Source organism: Streptomyces sp. NPDC055632 (assembly GCF_053618675.1).
This window is the reverse complement of sequence record NZ_JBSHHY010000027.1, coordinates 42587-65994: the sequence shown is the minus strand read 5'-3', so window position 1 is coordinate 65994 and position 23408 is coordinate 42587. Positions and strand designations below refer to the sequence as shown.

Below are 23408 nucleotides of genomic sequence, written 5' to 3'. Positions count from 1 at the left end.
GGGACGAGCGGCCGGGCGGAGGTCAGAGCCGGTCGCCCCGGCGGGGCGACTCCGGGGGGTGCGTCCCGCCGCCGTCCTTGGGGTCGTGCTCGCAGCTGCGGCCGGTGTGGGACCGGTCGTTGGGGATCAGGAGCACTTCGGTGACCCGCTCGGGGTGTTCGACGGCGAGCCAGTCGTCCCCCACGGGGACGCGGCCCGGCCCGAACGCCTGGTACGAGTGGACCTCCTGGCATCCGAGGACCACGCGGTCCTCGTCCACCGCGCAGACGTCCAGCGCGGGGCCCGAGTACTCGTCGGCGCCGTCGAAGCGGAAGCGGAAGCGGACCCGGTCGCCTTCGTGGGGCACCTGCGGGTGGGGTTCGAGGCGCCAGTCGACGACTTCGGCGGTGACGCCGGAGGACTGGCCGTACACGTCCCGGACCCGCACCTTGGCAGCGGCCTCGCCGCGCGGCGCGGTCGTGTCGGTGCAGATCCAGGAAGAGCAGCCGGACAGGGCGAGAAGCACCGGAACCGACAGGACAGCGGCGGACATCCGTCCGGGAAACACTCGGGCGACCTCCGGTCGGGGGTGGAGCGGGGCAGTGTATCCCGGGGGCGGGAGGGGTCTTCCGCTCCGGGGGCGGGAGGGGTCTTCCGCTCCGGGGGCGGGAGGGGTCTTCCGCTCCGGGGTCAGGAGGGGCGCCTTCCTCCTCCCGGGCGGACCCGGCGCCGGTGTCGGCGCCCCTCCCCTCACCCGCACCGCCCCGCGTAGAGGCCGACCCGCTCGATGGAGCGGATCAGCCGGTAGTCCTCCTCGACCGCGCGAGCGGCGCCGGTCAGCACGAGTTCGCCCGGGGACGAGGCCCGGTCGAGGGTCTTGCGCAGGGGGCTGCCGGGCCGCGCGAACCGGATGATGTGGGCCAGGGTGGGCAGGGTCGAGATGGTCCGCAGCAGGGCGGCGTCGAGCACGCAGCCGTCGGCGGGGGCCGCGAGGGAGACCCGCATCACGGCCCGTTCCCGGCTCGCCGACGCCCTGCCCAGGCCGTCGGTCGTCGCCGCGCGGGCCGCCGCGGCGATGTGGCTGACCGAAGGGGAGTAGTCGTCGGCCGGGGACGGCTGGGCGAAGGCGCGCGCCGACAGCAGGACCGGACCGCGCCGTTCGCACCACGCCACCCGGAGCCGGGCGGCGCCGTGGGCGATGCCGAGCACGGGCAGGACCCGCAGGGCGTGGAGCGACAGCGCGCGGAAGAGCGGCCCGCGGTGGTCCAGGAGTTCGGAGCGGTCGTGCACGCGCGCGTCCGTCCGGATCTCGGCCCAGACGGCGGACACCAGGTGCTCACCGGGCGTGGGGCCGCTGATGGTCTGGACGAGGTACTGCGGGCCGGGGACGCGCTGCTGGACCATCACCTCGCCCGACCCGGCCTGGTGCAGGGCGGCCCGGCCCACCCGGTGCCAGGCGGCGGCGACCTCGTCCGGCGTGGCGCAGACGACGGGCCGTGCCGTCACCGAGCTGTCGGCCGCCGCGACGACGTAGGACGGTAAGCGGACCATGTCGGTCCACCGCAGGGCGTCCCGCACGTCGGTGGAGTACATCGACGCGGCCGACGCGATCCCCGAATCACCCAGCGCGGCCGCCTGGATCGCCCGGTTGGTCCTGACGAACGTCGTGCCGGGGTCGTTCCCGGGGAGGCCGAGGAGGCGGGAGAGGCGGTCGGCGAGCCCCACTCCCGAGCCGCTCCCGGCGACCACCAGGTCGACGTCCCTGCCCGCGAGCCTCTTCACCGTGTGCCGCATTCCGTTGTGCGCGACGGTGACGGAGTATCCGGGGACGTCCAGGACGTGGTCGCGGTGGGCGGCGGGGCGCTCGTGGTCCGGCAGTACCACGGCGACGCAGTCCCAGCCGAGACGGGAGTACTCGCGGAGGTGGCCGTCGTCGTCGCCGTGCGGCGCGACGACGGCGACGGTGCCGGGGTCCGGCCGACGGGCGGAGGGGGCGTCCGGTGCGCGAGACATGGCAGAGCTCCCTCTGGCGGGCGGGGGAGCCGGGCGGACCGGGCCACGATCGGGAGCACCGCCGTCCGAGGCTGCGGCCGAGAGCCGTTCCCGAGGCCGGCGCGGTCGCGACGCGCCCGCCTCGAAGCACCCCCTGCGGTTCGGGTTGGTTTCCGTGCCGGTGGTCCGGCCGGTCGCGACGACCGTGGAGCGGCGGCGCCGCGTCCCCGTGCGGACGGCCCTCCTCGTACCCGTCCCCCCGGGGGTTCCGCGTGCCGGCTCGCGCACCGCCGTACGCGGTCGGCCCGCCGAATTCCCCCGGGGGACCGGCACGTTCACCGATCTTGCTGCACCCGACCCACCGTGTCAACAATTGTGAACTTCATGGCCGAAGCCGGCCCCCCGGACGGCGGGCGACCGTGACGCGGGCGGCGACGGACGGTTAACCTGCACCCGCCCGCACCCGCCCCTCCGCACCACCACCTCGCACCACCACCTCCTCCCACCGAAGACCGGAGACCGGAGACCGCCCCGTATGAACGCCGTCGAACCACCGCCGGACGACCTCGCGGCGCTGATCACGGCGATCAACGATCTGCTCCCCGCCATGGCGATGACCCACGAGGACCTGGAGCTGGACTCGGTCGCCCACCGGACCGGCATCCCGGAGGAGGTCGTCCTCGCCCTCCTGCGGGGCGAGCCGGTGCCGGACGAGGCGCTGAACCCGGGCTTCACGGACCGGCTGGCCTTCCTCCTCGACACCCGGCGCGCGCCGGACGGGAAGCCCTACAAGCAGATCCACATCGCGGACGCGCTCGGCCTGTCCCGGGGCATGGTCTCCGCCCTCCTCTCGGGCAGCCGGGAGGCCGGCAGGGCCGTGACGGCCTCGCTGGAGGAGTTCTTCGACGTGGACCCGGGGTTCCTGAGCACCAACGGCCGGCGGGCCCTCGCGCGGGCGCTGCGCCCGGTCTGCGCGAGCCTCCTCACGCTGAGCACCCTCCGCGGGGAGCGCGTCAGCCACCTCGCGATGCGCAGCAGCATCGACGTCGCGGACATCAGGCTCGCCGGCCGGCTCCAGGAGGCCCTCGCGGCGGTCCTCACGCCCGCGCCGCCGGAACAGGACCCGCCGGAACAGGACCGGTCGGAACAGGACCCGCCGGAACAGGACCCGTCCGAACGGGCCCCGCAGGAACAGCCCCTGTGGGAACGGTCCTCTTTGCCGGAACCCGCGACCGACCCGGAGGAGCGGGAGCTCCGGGAGATCGCCGACCAGGTCCGCGCCCTCGCCCCGCCCTCCCGCACCCGCCTCATGGGCAAGATCCGGGGACTGCTGCGGCAGCCGTGACGGCCGGGTCTCAGCCGCGCGGCCCGCGCCGGACCACGGCCGGAAGAGGACCCCGGCGCACCAGCTCCCGAAGCAGTACGGCACCGCACCCGAGCGGCGAGGGCCCGCTCGGGCGGACCACGAGCGACGCCCCGGCCTTCCGCACCGCCGCCGCGCGCAGTTCCTGCACCCCCAGGACGGCCCGCAGGAAGGGGCGGTGGGCCCCGGCCGCGAGGCCGACGAGCGGCCGTGCCGCCGCCAGGAAGGCGACGGCGACGTCCGTCTGACCGGCGACGAGCTCCGCGACCCGGTCCGTGCGCGCCGCCTCCGCGTGGAGGTCCCGGACCGTCAGGCCGTGCCGGGCGAGGGCCTGGTCAGAGACGCCGACCCTCCCCTCCCGGACGTCCTGCGCGAGGTCCTCCAGGAAGTCGAGCCGCTGCATGGCCGTGATGAGCGCCAGGCAGGCGCGCTCGAACCCGGCCGACGCGGCCTCGCCGTCGGGCACGAGCAGGCCCATGGAGAGCATCAGGGCGGGCAGCGAGTACCCCTCGACGTACCGCTCGACCTCGGCCTCCGTGCCGAACCGCTCCCAGGCCACCTCCAGGGCGGCCCCGTCGAGGAACGCCCGCACGCGGGCGCGCAGCACCGGATGCCGGTCGACCGCCCGGGCGAGGGCCTGGAGGACCGGGTGCGGGGACGCGCCGGTGGCCAGGGCCTCGTCCGTGAGCGCCCGCCACCGCCGGAGCGCCCCTTCCCGCTCGGGCAGGTCGCCGCGGTCGATCCGGTCGTCGGTCTCGTGCATGAAGGCGACCAGGACGACGACGTCGGGCTGGAGCGGCGCCGGCAGCAGCAGCCGGGCCGCCGTGTACTCGGCCGGTGCGAACCGGCGCACCGCCCGGCGCTGTGCCGTGTATCCCCGGCGGGCCTCCGGCTCCCGGATGCCCGCGCGGTCGAGGACGCGTTCCCACATGTCCGCTTCCCTCCCGTCAGCCGCTGATCAGCACGCGGGCGGCGCGCGCGAGGAACCGGACGTCGGTCAGGGCCTTCGGCGGCAGCTCCATGTTCACGACTCCCATGTACCGCGCGTTCACGGCGGAATCGAGCACGGACGCCTCGGTGAGCCTGTCGGCGACCCACTTGCGCGCGCGGTGGCCCCGGGGGTACGGGCCGGTGACGTGGGGCTGCGCGAGGTCGGCCGCCGTGGAGAGCTGCCAGGCCCCCTCCACGACGGCTTCGGCGAGGCGGAAGTAGTTCCGGGCCGGGAGCTGCGGGGAGGGAGTCGAACGCAGGTGGGCGCCGAGGGCGTTGGCCGCGAGGGCCGACAGCGTCAGGCCCTGGCCGTAGACCGGGTTGACGCTGGCCAGCGCGTCTCCCACGACGACGAGTCCGCCGGGGAACCGGTCGAGGCGGGAGTGCGTGCGGCGGCGGCTCTCGACGAAGCGGTACGTCCTGACCCCGCCGATCATCGTGGAGGCGTCCGCCACCGTCCGGATCGGGTCGACGCAGCGGCGCATCCGCCGGAGGAACTCCTCGGGGTCGGGCCCGGGGCGGTGGTCGGCGTAGCCGGCCAGGACGACCGACCAGCGGTCGCCCTCCACCGCGGCCAGGGCGCCGGGCTCCGTCACCGTGGGCAGGTAGCCGCTCGCGGGCCCCGGGCTGGAGTGGGCGACGACCGTACCGCCCAGCTCGTCCCCGCGGTGGAACAGGGCGGTGGCGTATCCGAGGTCGATCCTCATGCTGTCGACGGGCGCCCTGTCCCAGCCGTGCCGGACGAGCCAGTCCTCCAGGGGGCTGTTGCGGCCCATCGCGTCGACCGCGAAGTCGGCGTCGATCGTCTCCCCGGACCCGTCGCCGGAGCCGTCGCCGGCCGCGTCGCCGCTCTCGGGCGCCGCGGTGGTCACTCCGGCCACGCGGCCGTTCCGGAGCACGAGGTCGGTGGCCCGCGCCCGGACGAACCGCACGTGCGCGAGCCCTTCGACCCGGCGGCGCAGGTGGTTCTCCAGGAACGGCCGGGTGGCGCCGAGCATGCGCGCCCCGGGCACCGGGGCCTTCAGGCGCCCGTCCAGGTAGAACCGCACGTCCTCGCCCTCGCCCAGGAGCGCGCCGCCCTTCACCAGGTCGTCGGTGATCCCGGGGAACCAGCGCTCCAGCTGCGTGTGCCCCATGGACAGCAGGGCGTGGAGCTGGTGCCGCTGCGGGACCCGCCGCCCGAGGCCGTCGGGGCCCATGACGTCGGGTTCCACCACCACGACGTCCTCGGCGTGGTCGCTCAGCACGCGGGCGGCGAAAAGCCCGGCGTAGCTTCCGCCCATGACGACGGCCCGCTTCACATGAACCCCCCGTCCCGGCCCGACGGCCGGGTGATCGAACGCTGTAGGTGACGCCGTGCTCCGTACCGGCCGGTGTCGAGCCCCGTCGGCGACACCGTGTTCCGTACGGGCCGGTGTCGAACGCCGTCCGCGACGGCGTGCTCCGCACCGGCCGGTCAGGACATTACCGCGCGGTCACCGGAGGCCCCCCGCGGGTCGGCGTCCCCGGCGCGCAGCTCCCGCAGCGCCGCGACGGCGAGGGGGTGGTCCAAGTGGGCGGCGACGAGCAGGAGTCGGCGCCGCTCGTCGGACGCGGCCGTGTCCTCTCCGGGAAGCGGAGCGGCCGGGGCGTCCGGCGGGACCGGGCGGGCCTGCCCCGAACGGGCCGCGCGGAGCCGTGCCTCGCGGAGGCGCAGGGCGGCGTCGAGCAGGACGACCGCCGTCACGACGGCCTGCCGCTCCGCCGCGGGGAGGGACGGGTCCCCCGCTTCCACGTGCCGTTCGGCGGTCCCGGCCGCGTCGGCCGACGACCAGGCCCGCAGCACGCGCATCCCGTCGAGGATCTCGACCACCCGGCGGTGCAGCGTGAAGCGCACGTGGGTGAGGCGCAGGCCGGTGCCGCGCGGGTCGAGCGCGAGCCTTTCGTCCACGTCCTTCACCGCGAGCCGCCACAGCGGTTCGAGGGTCTTGACGTCCCGCCGTTCCCGCAGCCACGCGCTCACGGCGGCCCCGGTCATCCCGTAGCTCGTGAGGAGCGCCCCGACGGTGCCGAAGAGCGATCCCAGGACGCCCACCTCGTCGAGGGCGTGACCGCCCAGGCTCGCGAGGAGGACGGCCGGGACGTTGCACACCACGTACCCGAAGCAGATCACCATCGACACGCTGAAGTACCGGACCGCGTGCCGGAGCTCCGGGTCTCGCGGGACCGTGCGCCGGGCCAGCCGGGCGGTGCCGAGCGTGGCGCAGGACAGCGCGCTCAGGAACAGGGCGAGGAAGGCGAGGACGAACGGCTGCCCCTCGGCGAAGTCGGTGTTGAAGCGCAGGGGGTCCGCCGGGCGCCCGTCCAGGTCGGCCGCCCGGAAGGTGACCACCATGGCCGCGATCACGCCCGCGTACGCTCCGGCCCACGCCCGCGCGCGCCGGTTCACCCCGGCGCGCTCGCCGGGCGAGGAGGTCACGGTCCAGAGCACCGTGAGGACGTGCGTGATCGCGTAGCAGACGACGATTCCCGCGTAGACCGGGAGGGTCGCGGCGCTGGGGCGCCCGGTGAGCTCGCCGAGGACGCGGTAGCCGGCCGGGCTGGCCGCCGCGTACACCGGGACCGACACGGAGAAGCTGAGGGTGATCAGGGCCAGGGTGGCCGTCCGCTCCCGCAGGAGGGCCATGCCCTTCCCCGCGCTGATGAGCAGGTTGATCGCCGCCACGCAGAAGTAGACCGCCGTGGTCGTCCCCTCAGACACCGGCGCTCCTGTGCGCGAGGGTCGACGAGACCGGTTCGTCGCCGCGCGCCCCGGAGAGGTGCAGCCGTTGCAGCATGAGCGTCGCGAACGTCTCCGCGCCCAGTTCGGCCTTCTTGGTGTAGTGGGACCTGGTCAGGATCCTCAGTGCGGCCTCGGGCCTGATGCCGGGCAGGAGCAGGCGGACCGTGGACTCGTCCATCTCCAGGTCGTGGCCGCCGTCCTCGGCGGGGTGCTCCTCCCAGAGGTGGAAGAGCTCGTGCAGGGTGGCGTGCGCCCGGGTCAGCTCACCGGCCCGCGAGTCGACGACGACGTACTCCCGGTCGTGGCCGCGGACGCAGAAGGCGGACACCTCCGGGGGGAGCGGGACCCGGACCATGGTGATCCTCTTGCCCCGCTTCTCCTCGACCGCCCTGATCACCGCCTCCATGTCGCCGGCGCCCACGAGGCCCAGATCGCGGTTGATGAGGCGTCCGGCCCGGCGCGTCGCCGCCCACAGGTGCACCTGCTCGCGCAGGGCGGTCCACCTGTCGGCCGCCCGCCGCCCGTGCGCGTCCGGACGGCGCGGCTCCTTCAGGGGCATCCCGGGTCTCTCCTCGTGCGCGAAGCGGGGTTTCCCGCGCTGCTCCGCGGGTTCTTCCCGCGCGCCCGGTCAACTCACGGAGAGTTAGGCTTCCTTACCGGTTCGGCGCTCGCAAGGAATCGAGGATGCCCATCGGCGCATTGCGCGGATGGGCAGGGGGAGACTGTGGACGAACGCGGCGAAGCGGCCCACGAGGCCGACGGCTTCGGCCTTTCCGAGGACGACGTGCGGCTTTACCGGCAGCTCCGGCGCGGGGACGACGGCCTGGAGGCGGACGATCCGCGACTGGCGAACCTGCGGAGGGCCGGGGTCGTCTTCACCGAGCCCCTCACCGACCGGCCCAGCACGAGGCCGCTCCCCCACGTCGAACGGGAGCTGATCCGCCGGGAACTTGACGAAGTCGAACGCCGCATCCGGCGCATCCGGCGGATCCCGTCGGTCCTGGGCGCGCTGGACCGGGCGGGCGCCGAAGTCCGGCCCGACACCGACGCGATCGAGATCGTCGAGGGCCCGACGGCCGTCCACCACCTCCTCCACAACGCGATCGAGGCCTCCACCGCCGTCTGGTCGTCCCAGACGCGGCCGAGGCACCCGGAGCGGCTGGCGACGTCGACCGTCCGCGACGTCACCCTCCTGGAGCGGGGAGGCGTCCGCTACCGCAGCCTCTACCCGACGAGCGCCCGGACCCGGGCTCCCGAGACCGAGTACGCCCGGAGGACGGCCGGGACCGGAGCCGCCGAGAGCAGGACCTCCTCGCGCAGGTTCCCCCGCATGGTCATCACCGACACGGTGGCGCTGATCTCGGACCGCCGGGCGGGCGAGGGGAAGGACGAACCCGCCATCGCCGTCCGGGACCCGGCGCTGCTCGCGTGGCTGCGGGAGGAGTACGAGCTGCACTGGGAGGCGGCGGACCCCTGGTTCCCGGCGCCGGCGGACGGCCCCAGCGACCGCGAGCTGATCGAGCGCGACATCCTCCGGATGCTCTCCGAGGGCGGCACCCGCGAGGCCATCGCCCGGACGCTGGAGATCAGCCCGCGCACCTACACGACCTACGTGGCTGCCCTGCGCACCCGCTTCAAGGTCAGGACGAACGAGCAGCTGATGTACGAGCTCGGCAAGCGGCAGCGGGCGGCCGTCGACGGATGATCCCGCGCGGGAGGCGTACCGCCCGGGCCGGGCGACCACGGGACGGACGCCGGCCGCGCGCGGGCCCTCCCGTCACCCGGGGGCGCGCGGCCCCGGGGCCCCGGTCCTCGCGCCGTCCGGTTCCGGGTCCCCGTCCCGTCGGCCGGACCGGCCGAGGAGCGCGGTCAGCAGGACGGCGGTCAGCGTGCCGGCGACGACGCCGCTGCCCAGGACCGTGCGGGCCCAGCCGGGGAAGCCGTCGTACAGGCCGGGGGTCAGGAGCGGCAGCAGGCCGGCCGCGAGGGCCAGGGCGGCGGCCATGGAGCCCGTGCCGGAGAGATCGGCGCGGCGGAGCATCTCGACGCCCATCACGGCGATCACCGCGTAGACGACGAGCGAGGAGCCGCCCACGACCGCCTCCGGGATGCCGGCGAGGGCGCGGGAGACGGGGGTCGCCAGGCCGACGCCGATCAGGAGCGCCCCGGCCGCGGCGGTGACGAAGCGGCTGCGGACCCCGGTGAGCCGGCCGATGCCGATGTTCTCGGCGCTGGTCACCATCAGGGACGTGCCGAAGAGGCCGCCCACGAGGGAGACGAGGGCGTCGGCGCGGGCGACGCGGGGGACGTCCCTGCCGGGGTCGGGGGTCCGGCCGACGGTCTCGCTGTTCAGCACGGTCTGGCCGGTGATCTCGGCCAGGGTGGTGAGGCTGAAGACGAGCAGCGGCAGCGCGGCCAGGACGTCGAACCGCGGTGTGCCGTACGGGAGGAGGGCGGGCAGCGAGAAGCCGCTGCCGGGCGCGGGCGTGAAGGCGCCGAGGCCGGTGGCGACGGCGAGCAGGACGCCGGCCGCCATGCCGGTGAGGATCGCGGTCTGCCGCCAGACCCCGCGCAGCAGGACGTACGCGCCGACGGTGGCGGCGACGGTGAGGCCCGCGAGGAGGACGGCGCGGGGTTCTCCCTCGCCGTCGGGTCCGGTGACGAGCCGGGCGGCGACCCGGATCATCGCAATGCCGATGAGGAGCACGGTGACGCCCATGACGAGCGGCGGGAAGAGCCGGACCACGCGCGCGTAGAGCGGGAGCACGGCGATGAGCAGCGCCGCCGCGAGGAGGACGGAGCCGGCGGCGGTGGGCGTGCCGTGGTCCTGGGCGATCTGGAGGAAGAGCGCGGTGGCGGCGCCGCCGGGCAGCATGACGAACGGCAGCCGGGCGCCGATCCGCCACACGCCCAGGGACTGGAGCAGCGCGCCCGCCCCGCACAGGATGAGGACGGCGCTGAGCAGCGAGGCCGTCGTGCCGGGTGCGAGGCCCAGGGTGCCGGCGGTGAGGAAGACGGTGGAGACGGGCGCGGCGATCATCGCGAGGACGTGTTGCGCGGCGAGCGGCAGGAGTCTGCGGGCCGGGACGCGGGCGTCGACCGGGGCGGTGCCGGACGCGGCGGCCGGTGCGGGGGCGGTGGTCGGGGTCACGAGCCGGCCCCCAGCCACGGGATGTCGGCGGCCGCGTAGCGGTAGGCGCGGAAGACGGCGTTGGGTTCGGACGGGAAGAGGCCGCGGACCTCGTCCTCCCGGTATCCGGCGAAGTGCGGGACGACGTACTCCCAGCACAGGTAGCCGTCCTTCGTCACCTCGAAGAGCCGGCCGGACGGGGAGTCGGTGACGAGGGTGTTGCCGTTGGGGAGGCGCTGCGCGGAGCCCATGAACGGGGCGAAGAAGAACTCGCGGGCCGGGTCGTGGTACTCCCACGCGATCGCGCCGCTCTCCCGGTCGATCTCGACGACGCGGGAGTACGGGACGTCGTGGTGCGGCCGGAAGACGCCGTTGTCGAAGACGAGGAACCGGCCGTCGTCGAGCTCGGTCGGGGCGTGCTGCTGGCTGGTGGTGCCGGGGGCGCTGCGCCACAGGATCTCGCCGGTCTCCCGGCTGATGACGACGACGGCCGAGACGCTGCGGAGGCTGGCGAGGACGTTGCCGTCGCGGAGCGGAGTGACGCTGTTGATCAGGGGCCAGTGCTCGCGGGCGTACGCCTCGTGCAGCGGGTACGCGTCGCGGTCGAGGTGTTCGGAGGCGTTCCAGGACCAGAGGAGTTCGCCGTCGGGTCCGATCTCGCGGATGGTGTCGGCCCAGACGGTGCCGCCGTCGGCCTCGGAGCCGGGCACTCCGCCGCGTACGGCTTCGGCGTCGGCGCCCGGAGGGGTTCGAGGGCGGTGTAGAGGATCCGGCCGTCGTCGAGGTGGTGGGCGTCGTGGTGCTGGAGGGGGTCGCGGTGCTCGCGGAGCACCGTGCCGTCGGGGGCGGCGTGGAGCATGACGCCGCCCCGGTACTTGTGCCACATCGGGAACGGGGCGTCCTCGCCGGGCAGGACGCCGTTGTAGGCGAGGGTGCCGTCGGCGAGCAGGCGTGCGTGGCGGCCGGGGCGGTACGGCAGGTTCCACTGGTGGACGGTCTCGCCGCGCAGGTCGACGAGGTACACCTCGCCGGTGCCGGTGAGCGGGGCGTAGAGGGTGTGGCCGGGGTGGGCGGCGGTCTCGTCCAGGGCGAGGAGGCCGGTCGGTCGTCGGCGGCGGGAGTTCTGGTCGATCGCGGGCATGGCGGGGCTCCTGCGTTCCGGGTCGGCTGCGGGGCTCCGTCGTCAAACTTTCTTTGACTGGAGCAACTGGCTTTGAAACTAGAGGCGTCATGTGACGGGCGTGTGTCAGGAGTGCGAAACCGTGCCCGGATCCCGTCACGGCCGCCGCGTAGGGTGCCGGGAGCAGCGAGGATCGCGGCAGGCACCGCCGGGCGGAGAGGGACGGGGACGACGATGGAGGCGAGGACGCCGCGCGGCGACGGAGGGAAGCAGGGCGGCGATGATGGGCGCGCGCCCCGGGTGGGGGCGGCCGTGCGCCGTCGCCGGCGGTCCCTCGACCTCACCCTGGCCGACGTGGCGGAGCGCAGCGGGCTCTCCTCGCCCTTCCTCAGCCAGATCGAGAACGACCGGGCCCGCCCCAGCATGCGGTCGCTCCAGCGGATCGCCGACGCGCTCGACACGACCGCCGTCCAGCTGCTCGCCGCGTCCGACGAGACCCGCACGGTGGACGTGGTCCGCGCCGGGGACGACAGCGGTCTGCGGGACGGCGCGCGGGTGCGGCCGGTAACCCGGGGCCGCCACCAGGTGCACGCCCTGGAGTTCACCGGCGAGCACGACGCGGACCGCGAGTTCCTGCACCGGAACGACGAGTTGCTGTACGTCGCGGACGGGACGGTGGAGGTGGAGGCGGAGGGCCGGGTCCACCGCCTCGGGCGCGGGGACACGCTGCTGATGTCCGGCGGGGTGCGCCACCGCTGGCGCACCGTCGGCCCCGGCGCCCGCGTCCTGGTGGTGGCGGTCGCCGACCACGTGGAGGTCCTAGAACCCTGACGCGGCCGGCGGCCGGGGCCTTACGGGAGGACGGCGGGGCCGAGGAGGGCGGTGGGCCCCCGTCGGCCGGTGGATCCCTCGTGGCCGGTGGGTCCCTGATGGGTGGCGAATCTCTGATGGGCGGTGGGCTCCGGGAGCACGTCGAACCCCGGGAGGGCGGAGCCGTCGGGGAGCCGGCCCGTGAGGCGCACCGGTCCCTCCGCGGTGGCCCGGGCCGCCAGGAACGGGCCGCGCGCGGTGGCGGCGACGGCTCTCCCGGCGGTGACGCCGGTCAGCCGGCGGCTGCCCGCCGCGAGCAGGTACCGCCTGCCCGACGGGGCCGTCCAGTACGTGCCCGCCAGGACGTGCTGGCCGAAGCGGCCGCACGCCGCCGTGTCCCGGAGCTCCGTCACGGGCCGGGGCGCGGGGCCGCCCGGCGCCTCGAAGGAGACGGCCGCCCGGCCGCTCCCCTCCCAGGTCTCGGCGCGGGAGCAGACCCACAGGGCCCGGCCCGCCCGCTCGGGCAGGGGCTGTTCGGCGTACTCCCAGCGGTTGACCGACCGGACCCCGGTGCCGTGCAGCGCCGCCAGGGAGCAGGCCGAACGCGCCCAGGCCGCGAGCCCGCGTGCGCCGGTCGCCTCGCGGGGCGCGCGCGCCGGGGCGCCCGTGCCCGGCGGGGGCGTCCACGTGAGGTGCGCGGGGACGAGTTCCCCGAGGTCGGCGAGGAGGAAGGCGTGGTCCTCGACGATCCGGGTCGAGGAGCGAAGCTGGAGCGCGGTCGCGCCCGCGCACGCGCCGGGCGCACGCCCCGCGCGGGACGGGACGCCGTACGGGACGGGGCCGGTCACTCCGTCCGGGGTGACGTCCAGCGGGCGGGCGGCGGTGCCGGGCGCGCCGAGGTCCCGTACCGCCGCCTCGGCGATCCAGGGCGCGAGGAGGTACCGGGCCCGCCCGGCGGTGCGGGTGAGGGCCACGGCGGCGCCGGTGGTGACGTCGGCGTCGTCGGCCCGCGCGAGGTCGAGGGCGACGGGCCCGCGTCCGTCGCGGGGTTCGGCGTACCGGGCGAGCCTGCGCCCGTCGTGCAGGAGCACCACGTCCGCGCCGTCGACCGGGCCCGCGAAGAGGAGCCGGGGCGGTTCGGCGGGCGGGGAGACGGACGTGTCCGGCGCGGCGGTCGGCCGGACGCCGTCCCCGGCGCCCCGGGCCCACGCCTCCAGGGCCCGCCGGAGCAGGGCCGTGTCCCGTGTCCCCGCACCGCGGGCGGGCCAGGCGGTGAGGTCGACGCGCGAGGTGTCGGCCCAGCGGTCGGCGGGCGTGCGGAGGAGCGCGGCGGGGTCCGCCGTCAGGGCCGGGGCGGCCCGGGAGGCGGCGGGCTCCGCCTCCGTCCCGGCCCGGACCCCGGCGGCGACGGCGACGCCCGCCGTGGCGAGCAGCAGCGCACCGGCGAGGGCGGCGAGCCGGGTGTGCCGGCGGCGGCGCAGGAGGTCGGTGGGCCGGGTGTGGACGGTGCAGGGGTCGAACTCGGCGCTGCGGAGGAGCGTCTCGACGTCGGTGCCGGACGCCGCGTCGATCCGTTCGGCGGCGCGGAGGGCGGCGGCGGGATCCGCGACGCCCGCCGAGGCGAGGAGCCGGGCGGCCGCGTCGGCGGGGAGGCCTTCGAGCGTCCGCAGGGCGAGCGCGGCCCGGGTGGCGGGGGCGGCCTCGGCCAGGGCCCGGTCGAGGGCGAGTTCGTCGGTTCCCCCGGCCCGGGGGAAGAGCCGCAGGCCGAGGACGAGGGGCAGCGGGAAGGGGAACGGGGGCGGGAAGCGGCGCGGCGGGCGGAGCGCGGCGCGGACGACGGTCGCCCGCAGCCACGCGTGCGCGGGGCGCTCGCCGGAGCGCTGCCCGGGCAGGGAGGCCCCGGCGGTCGGCGGCCCGGTCGGGGGCGTCCCGCCCTTCGGCCGGCCGGCCGTCCCCACCAGGGAGTTCTGGACGAGGGCGTGGGCGGCGAGGACGCGGCGGTGGCGGCCGAGCGCGGGCGGCAGGACGAGGTGGGCGAGCCGTACGAGCGCGGGGTAGTGCTCGACGAGCGCGGCCTCGGCGGCCTCGCGGGCGGGGCGGTGGGCTGGTATCGCGGCGCCGGGGACGGCGTGACGGGACGGCATGCCCGGCAAACGAGTCCGGCGGGCCGGGCGTCACTCCGCGCCGGTGGCGGGTCCACGCCTCGGGCACGGCGACGGAAAACGGCACCGGGCACGGCGGCGGGACCACCGGCACCGGGCAGCGGGCACCACGCACGGCAGCGGGACCACCGGCACCGCAGAAGGACCACCGGACACCGGGCACGGCACCCGGCACGGCAACGGGACCACCGGCCCCAAGTTCCGGTGGTCCCGCCTGTGAGTGCCCTTCGGACGTATTCACGCGCGCGTGGGGCCCGATCCCGTTCGGTCCGGCCCGCGGTCGCTCCCGCCGCGGGCTCCGCGCGCGTGGCGCCTTTTCTGCGGCGCCTACTTGGGCATCAGGACGGTGTCGACGATGTAGACGGTCGCGTTGGCCGTGGGGACGTTGCCGCAGACGACCTTCGAGGAGTCGTTGACCGTGTACTCCTCGCCCGAGCCCTTCGTGGTCAGCGTGCTCTTCTCAAGGGTCTCGAAGGTGCCGTTCTCCAGCTGCTTCGGGGTCAGCTTCTGCCCCACCACGTGGTACGTGAGGATCTTGGTCAGCATGGCCTTGTCGGCCAGGACCTTGTCCAGGTCGGCCTTCGGGATCTTCGCGAAGGCGTCGTTGGTCGGCGCGAACACGGTGATGTTCTGGGCGTTGTTGAGGGTGTCGACCAGACCGGCCTGCTTGACGGCGGTCACCAGGGTGGACAGGGCCGGGTTGTTCGAGGCGGCCGTGGCGACGGGGTCCTTCGCCATGCCGTCGAAGGAGCCGGCGCCCTCCTTCGGCACACCGGCACAGGCCGGGCCGAACGGGCCGTCGGAGGTCATGCCCGAGTCGGCGGGGGCCGAGGTGTTCTCCTGCGCGGGGGCGCTGGAGGCCTGGGCGCCGGACCCGGACGCCTCGTTCTTGCCCGAGTCCGAGCAGGCGGCCAGGGCGAAGGGCAGTACGGCCGCGGCGGCCACGGCGACGGCGGCGCGGCGGATGCGGGAAGTGGTCATGGGAGGAACCTCTTTGGTCCGGATGCGTAGAGGACTGCGCACCTATGGGGAGAGGCGGCACTGCCTCCCCGGCGGGGGGCGGTGGCGCGTCCGGGCCGTCGGCGGCGAATCGTTCGCTTCCGGCCCTGCTGTCACGGGTGATTCGGAACCGGGCGCCGACCGGATGGGTCCGAAAGGGGCTTTCACTCGTTCGAGTGAGAAAAAGGCCGCGCGTTAGGGTGTGGGGTGCTTTCCCGGACCCTCCCCGCCCGCCCGTCCCTCGCCGACGCCGTCCTGCTCGGCCACACGGAACGGGGGCGGGAGTGGCCGCTCCTCGTCTGGGTCCCGGGGCCGGGTGTGCGGATGGTGTCGAGCGCGGTGCTCGGCGGGGGCATCGGCGAGCGGGAGTGGGTGGTCAACGCCCAGGTGCCGCCCGGTTACGACCGGCTCGACCCCGTCGCCCACCTCAGCGAACTCGCCTCGGACGCCGGGCTCTCCGGCCCGGGCGTGGGCCTCATGACGGCGGCCTCGGTCGCGGACCGGCGCCACGCGGTGGACGGCGGCGCGCACGCCGTGGTCACGGCCGGGATCGGGGTACGGGGCTGGGCCGCCGCTCCGGGCGCCGGCGGGATCGCGGTCCCGCGCCCCGGGACGATCAACATCATCGTGTCGCTGCCCGTGCCCCTGACGGACGCGGCCCTCGTGAACGCGGTGGCCACCGCCACGGAGGCGAAGACGCAGGCCCTGGTCGAACTGGGCGCGGACGCCTCCGGCACGCCGACGGACGCCGTCTGCGTGGCCGCGCCCTCCGCCGACGGGAACGGAGCCGGACCGTTCGCGGAGCCTTTCGCCGGACCGCGCTCGCTCTGGGGCGCGCGGCTCGCCCGTGCCGTGCACCGGGCGACACGGGAGGCCTGCGCGGGGCTGCTGGCCGCCGAGCGCACCGGACCGGCCGCCTGAGGCGTACTCGCATCGCTTGTGCGTCGTAACCTGATCGTATGACCGATTCGGCGACGTACGGCCTCACCACCGGAACGGTGGCGCGGCGCCTCGGGGTGTCACCGACCACCCTGCGCTCCTGGGACCGGCGGTACGGGATCGGCCCCGCCGCCCGCGAGGACGGGCGGCACCGGCGCTGGGCCCCGGACGACGTCGCGATGCTGGAGGAGATGTGCCGGCTGACGGCCTCGGGGGCCCCGCCGGCCGAGGCGGCGCGGATCGCGCGGACGGGCAGGACGGAGGTCCCGGACGCGGCCCCCGGCACGACGCCGGGGACGCGGGTCCGGTCCACGGCCCCGGCCCGTGAACCGGACCCGGAACCGGTGGACGAGCGGGAAGCGGGTCCCGGAGGGCCGGGGCCGACCCGGCAGCCCGGGTCGGGAAACGGGCTGCCGCTCGGCGACGTGCGGCGGGAGTGCCGGGGGCTCGCGCGGGCCGCCGTGCGGCTCGACGGCCCCGCCCTGGACGCGCTGCTCCGGGACGCCGTCGCGGACCACGGGCTCGTCACCGCCTGGGAGGAGGTGATGGCCCCCACCCTGCACGCGGTGGGGCGCAAGTGGGAGTCGTCCGGTGACCGCTACGTCGAGGTGGAGCACCTGCTGTCCTGGCACGTGTCGACCGCGCTCCGGCAGGTCGCGCCCGCCGGACACGGCTCCGTGGCCTCCGTACCGCCGGTGCTCCTGGCCTGTGTGCCCGGCGAACAGCACACCCTGCCGCTCGAAGCGCTGGCGGCGGGGCTCTCCGAGCGCGGTCTGCCGACCCGGATGTTCGGCGCGGCCGTCCCCGCCGAGGCGCTCGACGCCGCCGTGCGGCGCATGGGCCCGGCCGCGGTCGTGCTCTGGTCCCAGGCGCGCTCCACCGCGAACCACGCCCTCGCCCGGCACGTCGCCGGGAGCTCGTTCGGCGTGAAGGGGGCGCGGACGCGTCCGCTGATGCTCCTGGCCGGTCCCGGCTGGGCGGGCCGGACCCTGGAGCCGGGGACGCTGCGCCCGGGCGGTCTGCGGGAGGCGCTCGACGCGCTCTCCCACCACGCGGGGGTACGGGCCGCTCCCCCGGTGTGACCGGGCGCGGGGCGGGACTCGGCGGTCTCAGCCGTGCGACAGCAGCGCCGCCGTGAGTTCGGCCGCACGGCGGTGCCAGAGGTCCGCGCCCCGGAGCATGGCGTGGCCGCCGATCCGCATCGGGATGCCCACCGCGTCGGCCCCCGCCGCCCTGGCCCTGCGGACGAAGTCCCAGGACTCGCGGGCGGAGGTGACCCGGTCGGTCTCGTCGTGGAGCAGGTAGAGGCGCCGCCCGCCGAGGTGCTCGACGGGCTCGCCGGACGGGCACCAGGGCGCGAGGGCGACGACCCCGCGCACGGCCGGGTCGCCGGCGGCGCGGAGCGCGGCGCGGCCGCCCATGGAGTGGCCGAGGAGCACGACGGGCACGGACCCGATCCGCTCCCTGAGGTCGCTCAGGGCGGTCTCGGCGTCCCGGGCGGCGTCCGCGCGCTCGCCGTTCCAGCCGCGGTGGCGGTAGCGGACCTCGGCGACGAGGACGCTCCGGCCCCGGACGGCACGGGTCACGGCGGCGGCGAAGGGGCGCATGCGCAGCGCGGGGAGGTTGAGGGCGGGCGGCGGCTCGGGCCCGTCGGCACGGCCGCCGTGGAGCAGCAGGACGGCCGCGGTGGGCGTGGCGGGGGCCGCGGGGGTGCTGCGGACGAGGAGGGCGCCGTTGTCGGCGCGCCGGGTACGGCAGACGTTCACCGCGCGGCCGTCCCGCCCGCGCGCCGGTGTGCCGGCCGGGGGGAGAACCCGCTCGCGCGGGCCTCGTGGGCCGTGTGTCCGGGCCGCTGCGTCATGGGGCCTCCAGAAGTCGCTTGCCGCTTCCCAGGATGAGCGGTCCGCTCGTGGCGAGGGGGGAGACGACCGTGAGGGCCGCAGTCTGCCAGGTCTCACGGGCCGCCGGGTACGGACCCTGCCGGACGGGGAGGTCCCGGGGCGGTCCGGGTGCCGGGCGCCCGGCCGCCCGGACAGGGAGCGGGGCGGGCCGGACCGGCGGACCCGGCGGAGGACGGACCTCGCGCGGGTCATAGAACGTCAGGTCTTCGGAACCGGATGCGGAGCGGGGTGCGCGTCCGGTCTCAGGCGGTGGCCGCCTCGGCGACGGCGAGGCTGCGGCGCATCCGCTGGAGGCCCCGGCGCGCGTGGCTCTTGACGGTGCCCAGGGGCATGCCGGTCCGGTGGGCGATCTGCGTCTGCGTCAGGTCCCCGAAGAACGCGAGGGCCAGGACGTCGCGCTGGACGCGCGGCAGGCGGGCGAGTTCGCGGGTGACCACGATCCGGTCGAGGACGTGCTCGGGGCCCTCCCCGGTGCCGTCGGACGGGGGCAGGGCCGCTCCGGCGGCGGCGACGAGGTCGAGCCGGCGGGTGCGGGCGGTGAGGGCGTCGGCGATCTTCCGCCGGGTGATGCCGACGAGCCAGGCGGGCACGGAGCCGCGCTCGGGACGGTAGCCGGCACGGCCGCGCCAGGCGGCGAGGAAGACCTGCTGCGTGACGTCCTCGGCCTCGCGCGGGTCGCCCAGGGCACGGGCGGCCAGGGTGTGCACGAGGCGCGCCCAGCGGTGGTGGGCGAGGACGAGGCAGCGCTCGTCGCCCCGGACGAGCCCCAGGCCGACCTCCGCGTCGGAGAGGCCGACGGGAAGGGCCGCCTCCCCGTCGGAGAGGCCGGTGGAGAGGGCCGTCGCCCCGTCCCGTCGGAGGTCCGCGTGGCGGGCGGGGGCGGTCGGCTCTTCGGCGGGGGCGGGGCCGCGGACGGCCGTACGGGCTGCGTTCATGGCGAAGCTCCTCCTCGCTGGGGCTCCGTGCCCCCGGCTCCCTCAGACTCCGGCCGGAGAGCGAGGTGGAACAACTCGCATCGTTTGTGCGTCGTCTTTCCTCTTCCGGCGCATCGCTTCCCGATCCGCCCTCCCGCCCCTCGCCTCCCGCCCCTCGCCTCCCGCCCCTCGCCTCTCCCGCCCTACTCCAGGCCCCTGCCGTGCCGGAAGCGGGCGGTGCCGTCGGCGAGTGCGACGAGCGGTTCGGGGTAGTCGTACGCGGCCCGGTCCCGGTCCTTCAGCTTCCAGGGCTCGTGGACCGAGGCGCCGGGGAGGGCGGCGAGTTCGGGGACCCAGCGGCGGACGTAGGCGCCGTCGGGGTCGTAACGCCTGCCCTGGGCGACGGGGTTGAGGACCTTGTTCGGGCGGCTGTCGGCCCCCGTCCCGGCCACCCACTGCCAGTTGAGCTGGTTGTTGGCGAGGTCGCCGTCCACGAGGAGGCTCAGGAAGTGCCGGGCGCCCTCCCGCCAGTCGAGGTAGAGCGTCTTGGTGAGGAAGGAGGCGGTGAGCAGCCGGCCCCTGTTGTGCATCCAGCCCTCGTGGGCGAGTTGGCGCAGGGCGGCGTCCACCACGGGGTAGCCGGTGCGGCCCTCCTTCCAGGCCCGCAGGTCCGCCTCGGCGGCCGCGCCCCGCCGCCAGCGGTCGTGCCGGGGCCGGTAGTCCTCGGTGGCGGCCCCGGGCCGCGCGGAGAGCATCTGGCGGTGGAAGTCCCGCCAGCACAGCTGCCGCACGAAGGCCTCGGTGCCCGGACCGCCCCGGGCGCGGGCCCGGTGGACGGCCTCGGTGGCCGAGAGCGCGCCGAAGTGGAGGTACGGGGAGAGGCGCGAGGTGGTGTCGCCGGCGAGGTCGTCGTGGCCCGTCTCGTAGGCGTCGGCGTGCCGGGACAGCCAGGCGCCGAGCTTGCGCCGGCCCGTGCTCTCGCCGCCCTTGGCCAGGCCCTCGGACACGTCCGCCACGGAGGCGCGCGACGGCGGTTCGTCGGAGCGCAGGCCGTCCGGCACCCGTACCGTCCGGGGGGCCGCCAGGGGCGACCGGAGCTGTTCGCCCGACCAGCGCCGGAAGTACGGGGTGAAGACCGCGAAGTGGTCGGAGCCCTGAGGGGTGACGTCGCCGGGCGGCACGGCGGTGGTCACGGCGTCGTGCACGTAGAGCCGGCGCCCGTCGGACTCCAGGGCGTCCCGCAGCCGTTCCTCGCGGGCGCGGGCGAAGGACGAGTGGTCGGCGGCCATGTGGACCTCGTCGGCGTCGGACTGCCGCACCACGCCGCACACTTCGGCCACGGTGTCGCCTCCGCGCACGACGAGCCGCCCGCCGCGCCGCCGCAGTCCGGCGTCGAGGTCGGCCAGGCAGTCGGCGAGGAAGGCGAGCCGGTTCGGCGCGGCGAACCCGGCCCGGTCGACGGCGGGGTCCCGGACGAACAGCGGGACGACCTCGTCCGCCGCGCCCACGGCGGCGCGCAGGGGCGGATGGTCGTGCACCCGCAGGTCGGAGGTGAAGAGGACGACGGAGACGGTCATGACGCCTGTTCCTGGGGTTCGGCCACCGGGTGGCGCGCCGGGGGGCGGACGCCACCCGGTGGGCTGGGGCTGGGGCGCGGTCGCGCCCGCGACACGGCGGTGCCTGCGGTGCGCCCGTGTCCGCGGTACGGCGGTACGGCGGTGCGGTGCCGCGGGGACGGCCGCGCCTGCGGTACTGCTGTGCCGCTCTTCTTCTTCCTGCGCCCCGCGTACGGATGCGGAGGGGGCGCGCCGTTCGCGGGCGGGCACGCGGCCGCCGTTCAGCCGCGGGGCGGCGCTTCCCCCGCGTGGACCGGCACGTCCCGGGTGCGGACGGCCGGCGCGGGTTCACCGGCCGCCGCGCGCTCCGCCGTGCGGGCGATGTTCCTCGCCATGCCGCCGAAGACGACGGCGTGGAACGGCGCCACGCTCCACCAGTAGAGCTGCCCGGCGAGTCCGCGCGGGTGGAACAGGGCGCGCTGGCGGTAGCGGGTCCGTCCCTCCTCGTCCCGTTCGGAGCGCATCTCCAGCCAGGCGAGTCCGGGGAGCCGCATCTCGGCGCGCAGCCGGAGCAGGCTCCCCCGCTCGATCTCCTCGACCCGCCAGAAGTCGAGCGCATCGCCGACCCGGAGCCGCTGGGCGTCGCGGCGGCCCCGGCGCAGGCCCACGCCGCCGGAGAGCCGGTCGAGCCAGCCGCGCACGGCCCAGGCCAGCGGGAAGGAGTACCAGCCGTTCTCGCCGCCGATCCCCTCGACGACCTTCCAGAGGGTCTCCGGCGGGGCGTCGACGGTCCGTTCGCGTTCGTCGGTGTAGAGGCTGCCGCCGGCCCAGTCGGGGTCGGTGGGCAGCGGGTCGCTGGGCGCTCCGGGCAGCGAGGCGGAGGACCAGCGGGTGGTGACCTTGGCCTCCTGGATCCGCCGGAGGGCGAGTTCGAGGGCGCAGTCGAAGGAGAGCGGGGCGCCGGGCGGGTCGGGGACGTACTCCGCGATGTCGTGCTCGGCGCAGACCACCTCGTACCGCAGCGACTCCGCGAGCGGCCGGGCCAGGCCGGCGGGGACGGGCGTGACGAGTCCGATCCAGTGGCTGGACAGGCCGGGGGTGAGCATCGGCACGGACATGATGAGGCGCTTGGGCAGCCCGGCGACCTTCGCGTACTTGATCATCATGTCGCGGTAGGTGAGGACGTCCGGGCCGCCGACGTCGAAGGTCCGGTTGACGTCCGCGGGCATGTCCGCGCTGCCGACGAGGTAGCGCAGCACGTCGCGCACGGCGATGGGCTGGACGTGCGTCCTGACCCAGCTGGGCGTCAGCATGACGGGGAGCCGCTCGGTGAGGTAGCGGAGCATCTCGAAGGAGGCGGAGCCGGAGCCGATGACGACGGCGGCGCGCAGCACGGTCGTGGGGACGCCGGAGTCGAGCAGGATCCGGCCGACCTCGGCCCGTGAGCGCAGGTGCGGGGAGAGTTCGCCCTCCGGTACGCCCGCCGGGGTGAGGCCGCCCAGGTAGACGATCCGGCGGACCCCGGCGGCGCGGGCCTCCTCGGCGAAGGTCCGGGCCGCGCGCCGGTCCGTCTCCTCGAAGTCCTGGCCGGATCCGAGGGAGTGCACCAGGTAGTAGGCCACGTCCACGCCCTCGAACGCGGGCTTCAGGGTGGCCGCGTCGGTGACGTCGCCCTTGACGACCTCGGCCCGGTCCGCCCAGGGGTAGTCGCGGAGGTTGGCGGGGGTACGGGCCAGGCAGCGCACGCGGTGACCGGCGTCGAGCAGCTCGGGGACGAGCCGGCCGCCGATGTAGCCGCCGGCACCGGTCACGAGGCAGAGACCGGGGCCGGGGCCGGAATCGGAGCCGGACGGGCCTTCGGGTGCCGCGTCGGGCGGACCGTCCGGCGTCGGGTCGGGCGTGGCCCTGGGGTGCGTCGCCATGGCAGGGGGTGCTCCGTTCCGTCCCGGGGGCATGCGTGCCGGGACCCGCGCGGAACGGGTCCCACGTCGATTCTTCTCCCTGTCTTCCTCCGCCGCGGCCCGGACGGATGCGCGAGGACGGGGTCTATAGGCTGAACGCGTGGCCCGCGAAGAAGACCGAGACGTTCCCGCCGCCCCTCCGGGCGCGGTCGGTGACCTGCACAGTTTCGCCGTCGCGCTGCGCCGGACGCAGGGCGAGATCAACCGCCTGGTGCACGGTTTCGCCCAGGCGCAGGGGCTGCACCCCACGGACGTGCAGGCCCTCGCCGTCGTCCTGGACAGCCCCGAGCCGCTGACGCCGGGGCGGCTCCGGGAGCACCTGGGGCTGACCTCCGGCGCGGTGACGGCCTGTCTGGACCGGCTGGAGAGGGCCGGTCACATCCGCAGGTCCCGGGAGAGCGCCGACCGGCGCGTGGTGCACGTGCACTACGAGGACGGGGCGAGGGCGGCGGCCCGGCGCTACTTCCTGCCGCTCGCGGAGGCGACGGCCCGGGCGCGGGACCGGTTCGACGACGACGAACTCGCGGTGGCCCTGCGCTTCCTGAACGTCCTGAACGACGAACTGGGCGCCCTGCGCGTACCGCGCCGCTGAGACGGGCGGGTCGCCGGGGCGGGCCCGTCACCGGGGCGAGCGCGTCGCCGGGGCGGGCCCGTCGCCGAGACGGGCCGGTCGCAGGAACGCGGCGCGAAACGAGCGCATCGCGAAACGAGCGGGTACTCCGAACGGGTGCATCCGCGGGGCCCGTCACGGCGGAAGGTCCGACGAGAGCACGCTTACGTGGTGTTCCGTGGCATCCGATCGCGCGTTCCGGGTATCCGGTCGTCCGGCTT

Annotated in this window: 21 protein-coding genes; 6 read left to right on the top strand and 15 right to left on the bottom strand. The window is 75.9% G+C overall.

Features of this window, described 5'->3' with window-relative positions:
• Positions 1-22: 22 nt before the first annotated feature.
• On the bottom strand, positions 23-532 hold the full coding sequence (locus ACWGSR_RS28130; protein ID WP_453570164.1) for a hypothetical protein: 510 nt from the start codon (positions 530-532) through the stop codon (positions 23-25).
• Between the two features lie 197 nt (positions 533-729).
• On the bottom strand, positions 730-1992 hold the full coding sequence (locus ACWGSR_RS28125) for a hypothetical protein (protein ID WP_453570161.1): 1263 nt from the start codon (positions 1990-1992) through the stop codon (positions 730-732).
• Positions 1993-2506: 514 nt separating this feature from the next.
• On the opposite strand from ACWGSR_RS28125, the gene ACWGSR_RS28120 reads away from it, so the two are divergent.
• A complete protein-coding gene (locus tag ACWGSR_RS28120) occupies positions 2507-3316 on the top strand; it encodes a hypothetical protein (protein WP_453570159.1) in 810 nt (269 codons plus the stop codon).
• Positions 3317-3326: 10 nt separating this feature from the next.
• Here the strand turns inward: ACWGSR_RS28120 and ACWGSR_RS28115 are convergent, their stop codons facing one another.
• The 4 genes from ACWGSR_RS28115 to ACWGSR_RS28100 all read right to left on the bottom strand — a co-directional run bounded on the left by ACWGSR_RS28115 (position 3327) and on the right by ACWGSR_RS28100 (position 7644).
• Complete coding sequence (locus ACWGSR_RS28115) at positions 3327-4265, bottom strand: phytoene/squalene synthase family protein (protein WP_453570156.1); 939 nt, start codon at positions 4263-4265, stop codon at positions 3327-3329.
• A gap of 16 nt (positions 4266-4281) precedes the next feature.
• Positions 4282-5625: an NAD(P)/FAD-dependent oxidoreductase gene (locus tag ACWGSR_RS28110; protein WP_453570153.1), complete on the bottom strand. Its 1344-nt coding sequence runs from the start codon at positions 5623-5625 to the stop codon at positions 4282-4284.
• Between the two features lie 155 nt (positions 5626-5780).
• Complete coding sequence (locus ACWGSR_RS28105) at positions 5781-7064, bottom strand: MAB_1171c family putative transporter (RefSeq protein ID WP_376235721.1); 1284 nt, start codon at positions 7062-7064, stop codon at positions 5781-5783.
• Complete coding sequence (locus ACWGSR_RS28100) at positions 7057-7644, bottom strand: hypothetical protein (RefSeq protein ID WP_376235718.1); 588 nt, start codon at positions 7642-7644, stop codon at positions 7057-7059. Before ACWGSR_RS28100 ends, ACWGSR_RS28105 begins: the two co-directional genes overlap by 8 nt.
• Positions 7645-7809: 165 nt before the next feature.
• On the opposite strand from ACWGSR_RS28100, the gene ACWGSR_RS28095 reads away from it, so the two are divergent.
• The gene (locus ACWGSR_RS28095) at positions 7810-8790 is read left to right on the top strand and encodes a LuxR C-terminal-related transcriptional regulator (RefSeq protein ID WP_376235715.1); all 981 of its coding nucleotides are present in this window, start codon (positions 7810-7812) and stop codon (positions 8788-8790) included.
• Between the two features lie 72 nt (positions 8791-8862).
• On the opposite strand, the gene ACWGSR_RS28090 is transcribed toward ACWGSR_RS28095, so the two are convergent.
• The 3 genes from ACWGSR_RS28090 to ACWGSR_RS28080 are packed head-to-tail and all read right to left on the bottom strand — an operon-like array spanning position 8863 to position 11356.
• Positions 8863-10236, bottom strand: a complete 1374-nt coding sequence (locus ACWGSR_RS28090; RefSeq protein WP_376235713.1) for a uracil-xanthine permease family protein — start codon at positions 10234-10236, stop codon at positions 8863-8865.
• On the bottom strand, positions 10233-10871 hold the full coding sequence (locus tag ACWGSR_RS28085) for an aryl-sulfate sulfotransferase (protein ID WP_453570215.1): 639 nt from the start codon (positions 10869-10871) through the stop codon (positions 10233-10235). Before ACWGSR_RS28085 ends, ACWGSR_RS28090 begins: the two co-directional genes overlap by 4 nt.
• Positions 10766-11356: a hypothetical protein gene (locus tag ACWGSR_RS28080; protein ID WP_453570149.1), complete on the bottom strand. Its 591-nt coding sequence runs from the start codon at positions 11354-11356 to the stop codon at positions 10766-10768. The genes ACWGSR_RS28085 and ACWGSR_RS28080 overlap by 106 nt, the downstream gene beginning before the upstream one ends.
• Before the next feature lie 213 nt (positions 11357-11569).
• Between ACWGSR_RS28080 and ACWGSR_RS28075 the strand changes: the two genes are divergently transcribed.
• Positions 11570-12166, top strand: coding sequence for a helix-turn-helix domain-containing protein (locus ACWGSR_RS28075; RefSeq protein WP_453570146.1), 597 nt, complete (start codon positions 11570-11572; stop codon positions 12164-12166).
• A 20-nt stretch (positions 12167-12186) separates the two neighbouring features.
• Here ACWGSR_RS28075 and ACWGSR_RS28070 read toward each other — a convergent pair whose 3' ends face one another.
• Positions 12187-14289, bottom strand: a complete 2103-nt coding sequence (locus tag ACWGSR_RS28070) for a hypothetical protein (RefSeq protein WP_453570143.1) — start codon at positions 14287-14289, stop codon at positions 12187-12189.
• 345 nt (positions 14290-14634) lie between these two features.
• Positions 14635-15288, bottom strand: coding sequence for a fasciclin domain-containing protein (locus ACWGSR_RS28065; RefSeq protein WP_453570140.1), 654 nt, complete (start codon positions 15286-15288; stop codon positions 14635-14637).
• Positions 15289-15513: 225 nt separating this feature from the next.
• Between ACWGSR_RS28065 and ACWGSR_RS28060 the strand changes: the two genes are divergently transcribed.
• Together ACWGSR_RS28060 and ACWGSR_RS28055 are read left to right on the top strand one after the other, a co-directional pair.
• Positions 15514-16227, top strand: coding sequence for an adenosylcobinamide amidohydrolase (locus ACWGSR_RS28060; protein ID WP_453570138.1), 714 nt, complete (start codon positions 15514-15516; stop codon positions 16225-16227).
• 38 nt (positions 16228-16265) lie between these two features.
• Positions 16266-17327, top strand: a complete 1062-nt coding sequence (locus tag ACWGSR_RS28055; protein WP_453570135.1) for a MerR family transcriptional regulator — start codon at positions 16266-16268, stop codon at positions 17325-17327.
• Between the two features lie 27 nt (positions 17328-17354).
• Here the strand turns inward: ACWGSR_RS28055 and ACWGSR_RS28050 are convergent, their stop codons facing one another.
• The 4 genes from ACWGSR_RS28050 to ACWGSR_RS28035 form a co-directional block, all read right to left on the bottom strand.
• Complete coding sequence (locus tag ACWGSR_RS28050; protein WP_453570132.1) at positions 17355-18011, bottom strand: alpha/beta fold hydrolase; 657 nt, start codon at positions 18009-18011, stop codon at positions 17355-17357.
• Between the two features lie 377 nt (positions 18012-18388).
• Entirely contained in the window at positions 18389-19081 is a 693-nt protein-coding gene (locus tag ACWGSR_RS28045; protein ID WP_453570129.1) for a sigma-70 family RNA polymerase sigma factor, read from the bottom strand.
• A gap of 182 nt (positions 19082-19263) precedes the next feature.
• Positions 19264-20637, bottom strand: a complete 1374-nt coding sequence (locus ACWGSR_RS28040; RefSeq protein ID WP_376235691.1) for a cryptochrome/photolyase family protein — start codon at positions 20635-20637, stop codon at positions 19264-19266.
• 260 nt (positions 20638-20897) lie between these two features.
• On the bottom strand, positions 20898-22538 hold the full coding sequence (locus tag ACWGSR_RS28035; RefSeq protein ID WP_453570126.1) for an SDR family oxidoreductase: 1641 nt from the start codon (positions 22536-22538) through the stop codon (positions 20898-20900).
• 139 nt (positions 22539-22677) lie between these two features.
• Here ACWGSR_RS28035 and ACWGSR_RS28030 point away from each other — a divergent pair, with 139 nt between their 5' ends.
• The gene (locus ACWGSR_RS28030) at positions 22678-23169 is read left to right on the top strand and encodes a MarR family winged helix-turn-helix transcriptional regulator (RefSeq protein ID WP_376235685.1); all 492 of its coding nucleotides are present in this window, start codon (positions 22678-22680) and stop codon (positions 23167-23169) included.
• Positions 23170-23408 lie beyond the last annotated feature (239 nt).

Excerpts from the sequence above, each read along its gene's own strand:
- ACWGSR_RS28125 (WP_453570161.1), bottom strand. The coding sequence starts at position 1,992 with ATGTCTCGCGCACCGGACGCCCCCTCCGCCCGTCGGCCGGACCCCGGC.
- ACWGSR_RS28040 (WP_376235691.1), bottom strand. The coding sequence starts at position 20,637 with ATGACCGTCTCCGTCGTCCTCTTCACCTCCGACCTGCGGGTGCACGAC.
- ACWGSR_RS28065 (WP_453570140.1), bottom strand. The coding sequence starts at position 15,288 with ATGACCACTTCCCGCATCCGCCGCGCCGCCGTCGCCGTGGCCGCCGCG.
- ACWGSR_RS28120 (WP_453570159.1), top strand. The coding sequence starts at position 2,507 with ATGAACGCCGTCGAACCACCGCCGGACGACCTCGCGGCGCTGATCACG.
- ACWGSR_RS28045 (WP_453570129.1), bottom strand. The coding sequence starts at position 19,081 with ATGAACGCAGCCCGTACGGCCGTCCGCGGCCCCGCCCCCGCCGAAGAG.
- ACWGSR_RS28075 (WP_453570146.1), top strand. The coding sequence starts at position 11,570 with ATGGAGGCGAGGACGCCGCGCGGCGACGGAGGGAAGCAGGGCGGCGAT.
- ACWGSR_RS28115 (WP_453570156.1), bottom strand. The coding sequence starts at position 4,265 with ATGTGGGAACGCGTCCTCGACCGCGCGGGCATCCGGGAGCCGGAGGCC.
- ACWGSR_RS28100 (WP_376235718.1), bottom strand. The coding sequence starts at position 7,644 with ATGCCCCTGAAGGAGCCGCGCCGTCCGGACGCGCACGGGCGGCGGGCG.
- ACWGSR_RS28130 (WP_453570164.1), bottom strand. The coding sequence starts at position 532 with ATGTCCGCCGCTGTCCTGTCGGTTCCGGTGCTTCTCGCCCTGTCCGGC.
- ACWGSR_RS28080 (WP_453570149.1), bottom strand. The coding sequence starts at position 11,356 with ATGCCCGCGATCGACCAGAACTCCCGCCGCCGACGACCGACCGGCCTC.
- ACWGSR_RS28035 (WP_453570126.1), bottom strand. The coding sequence starts at position 22,538 with ATGGCGACGCACCCCAGGGCCACGCCCGACCCGACGCCGGACGGTCCG.
- ACWGSR_RS28055 (WP_453570135.1), top strand. The coding sequence starts at position 16,266 with ATGACCGATTCGGCGACGTACGGCCTCACCACCGGAACGGTGGCGCGG.
- ACWGSR_RS28070 (WP_453570143.1), bottom strand. The coding sequence starts at position 14,289 with ATGCCGTCCCGTCACGCCGTCCCCGGCGCCGCGATACCAGCCCACCGC.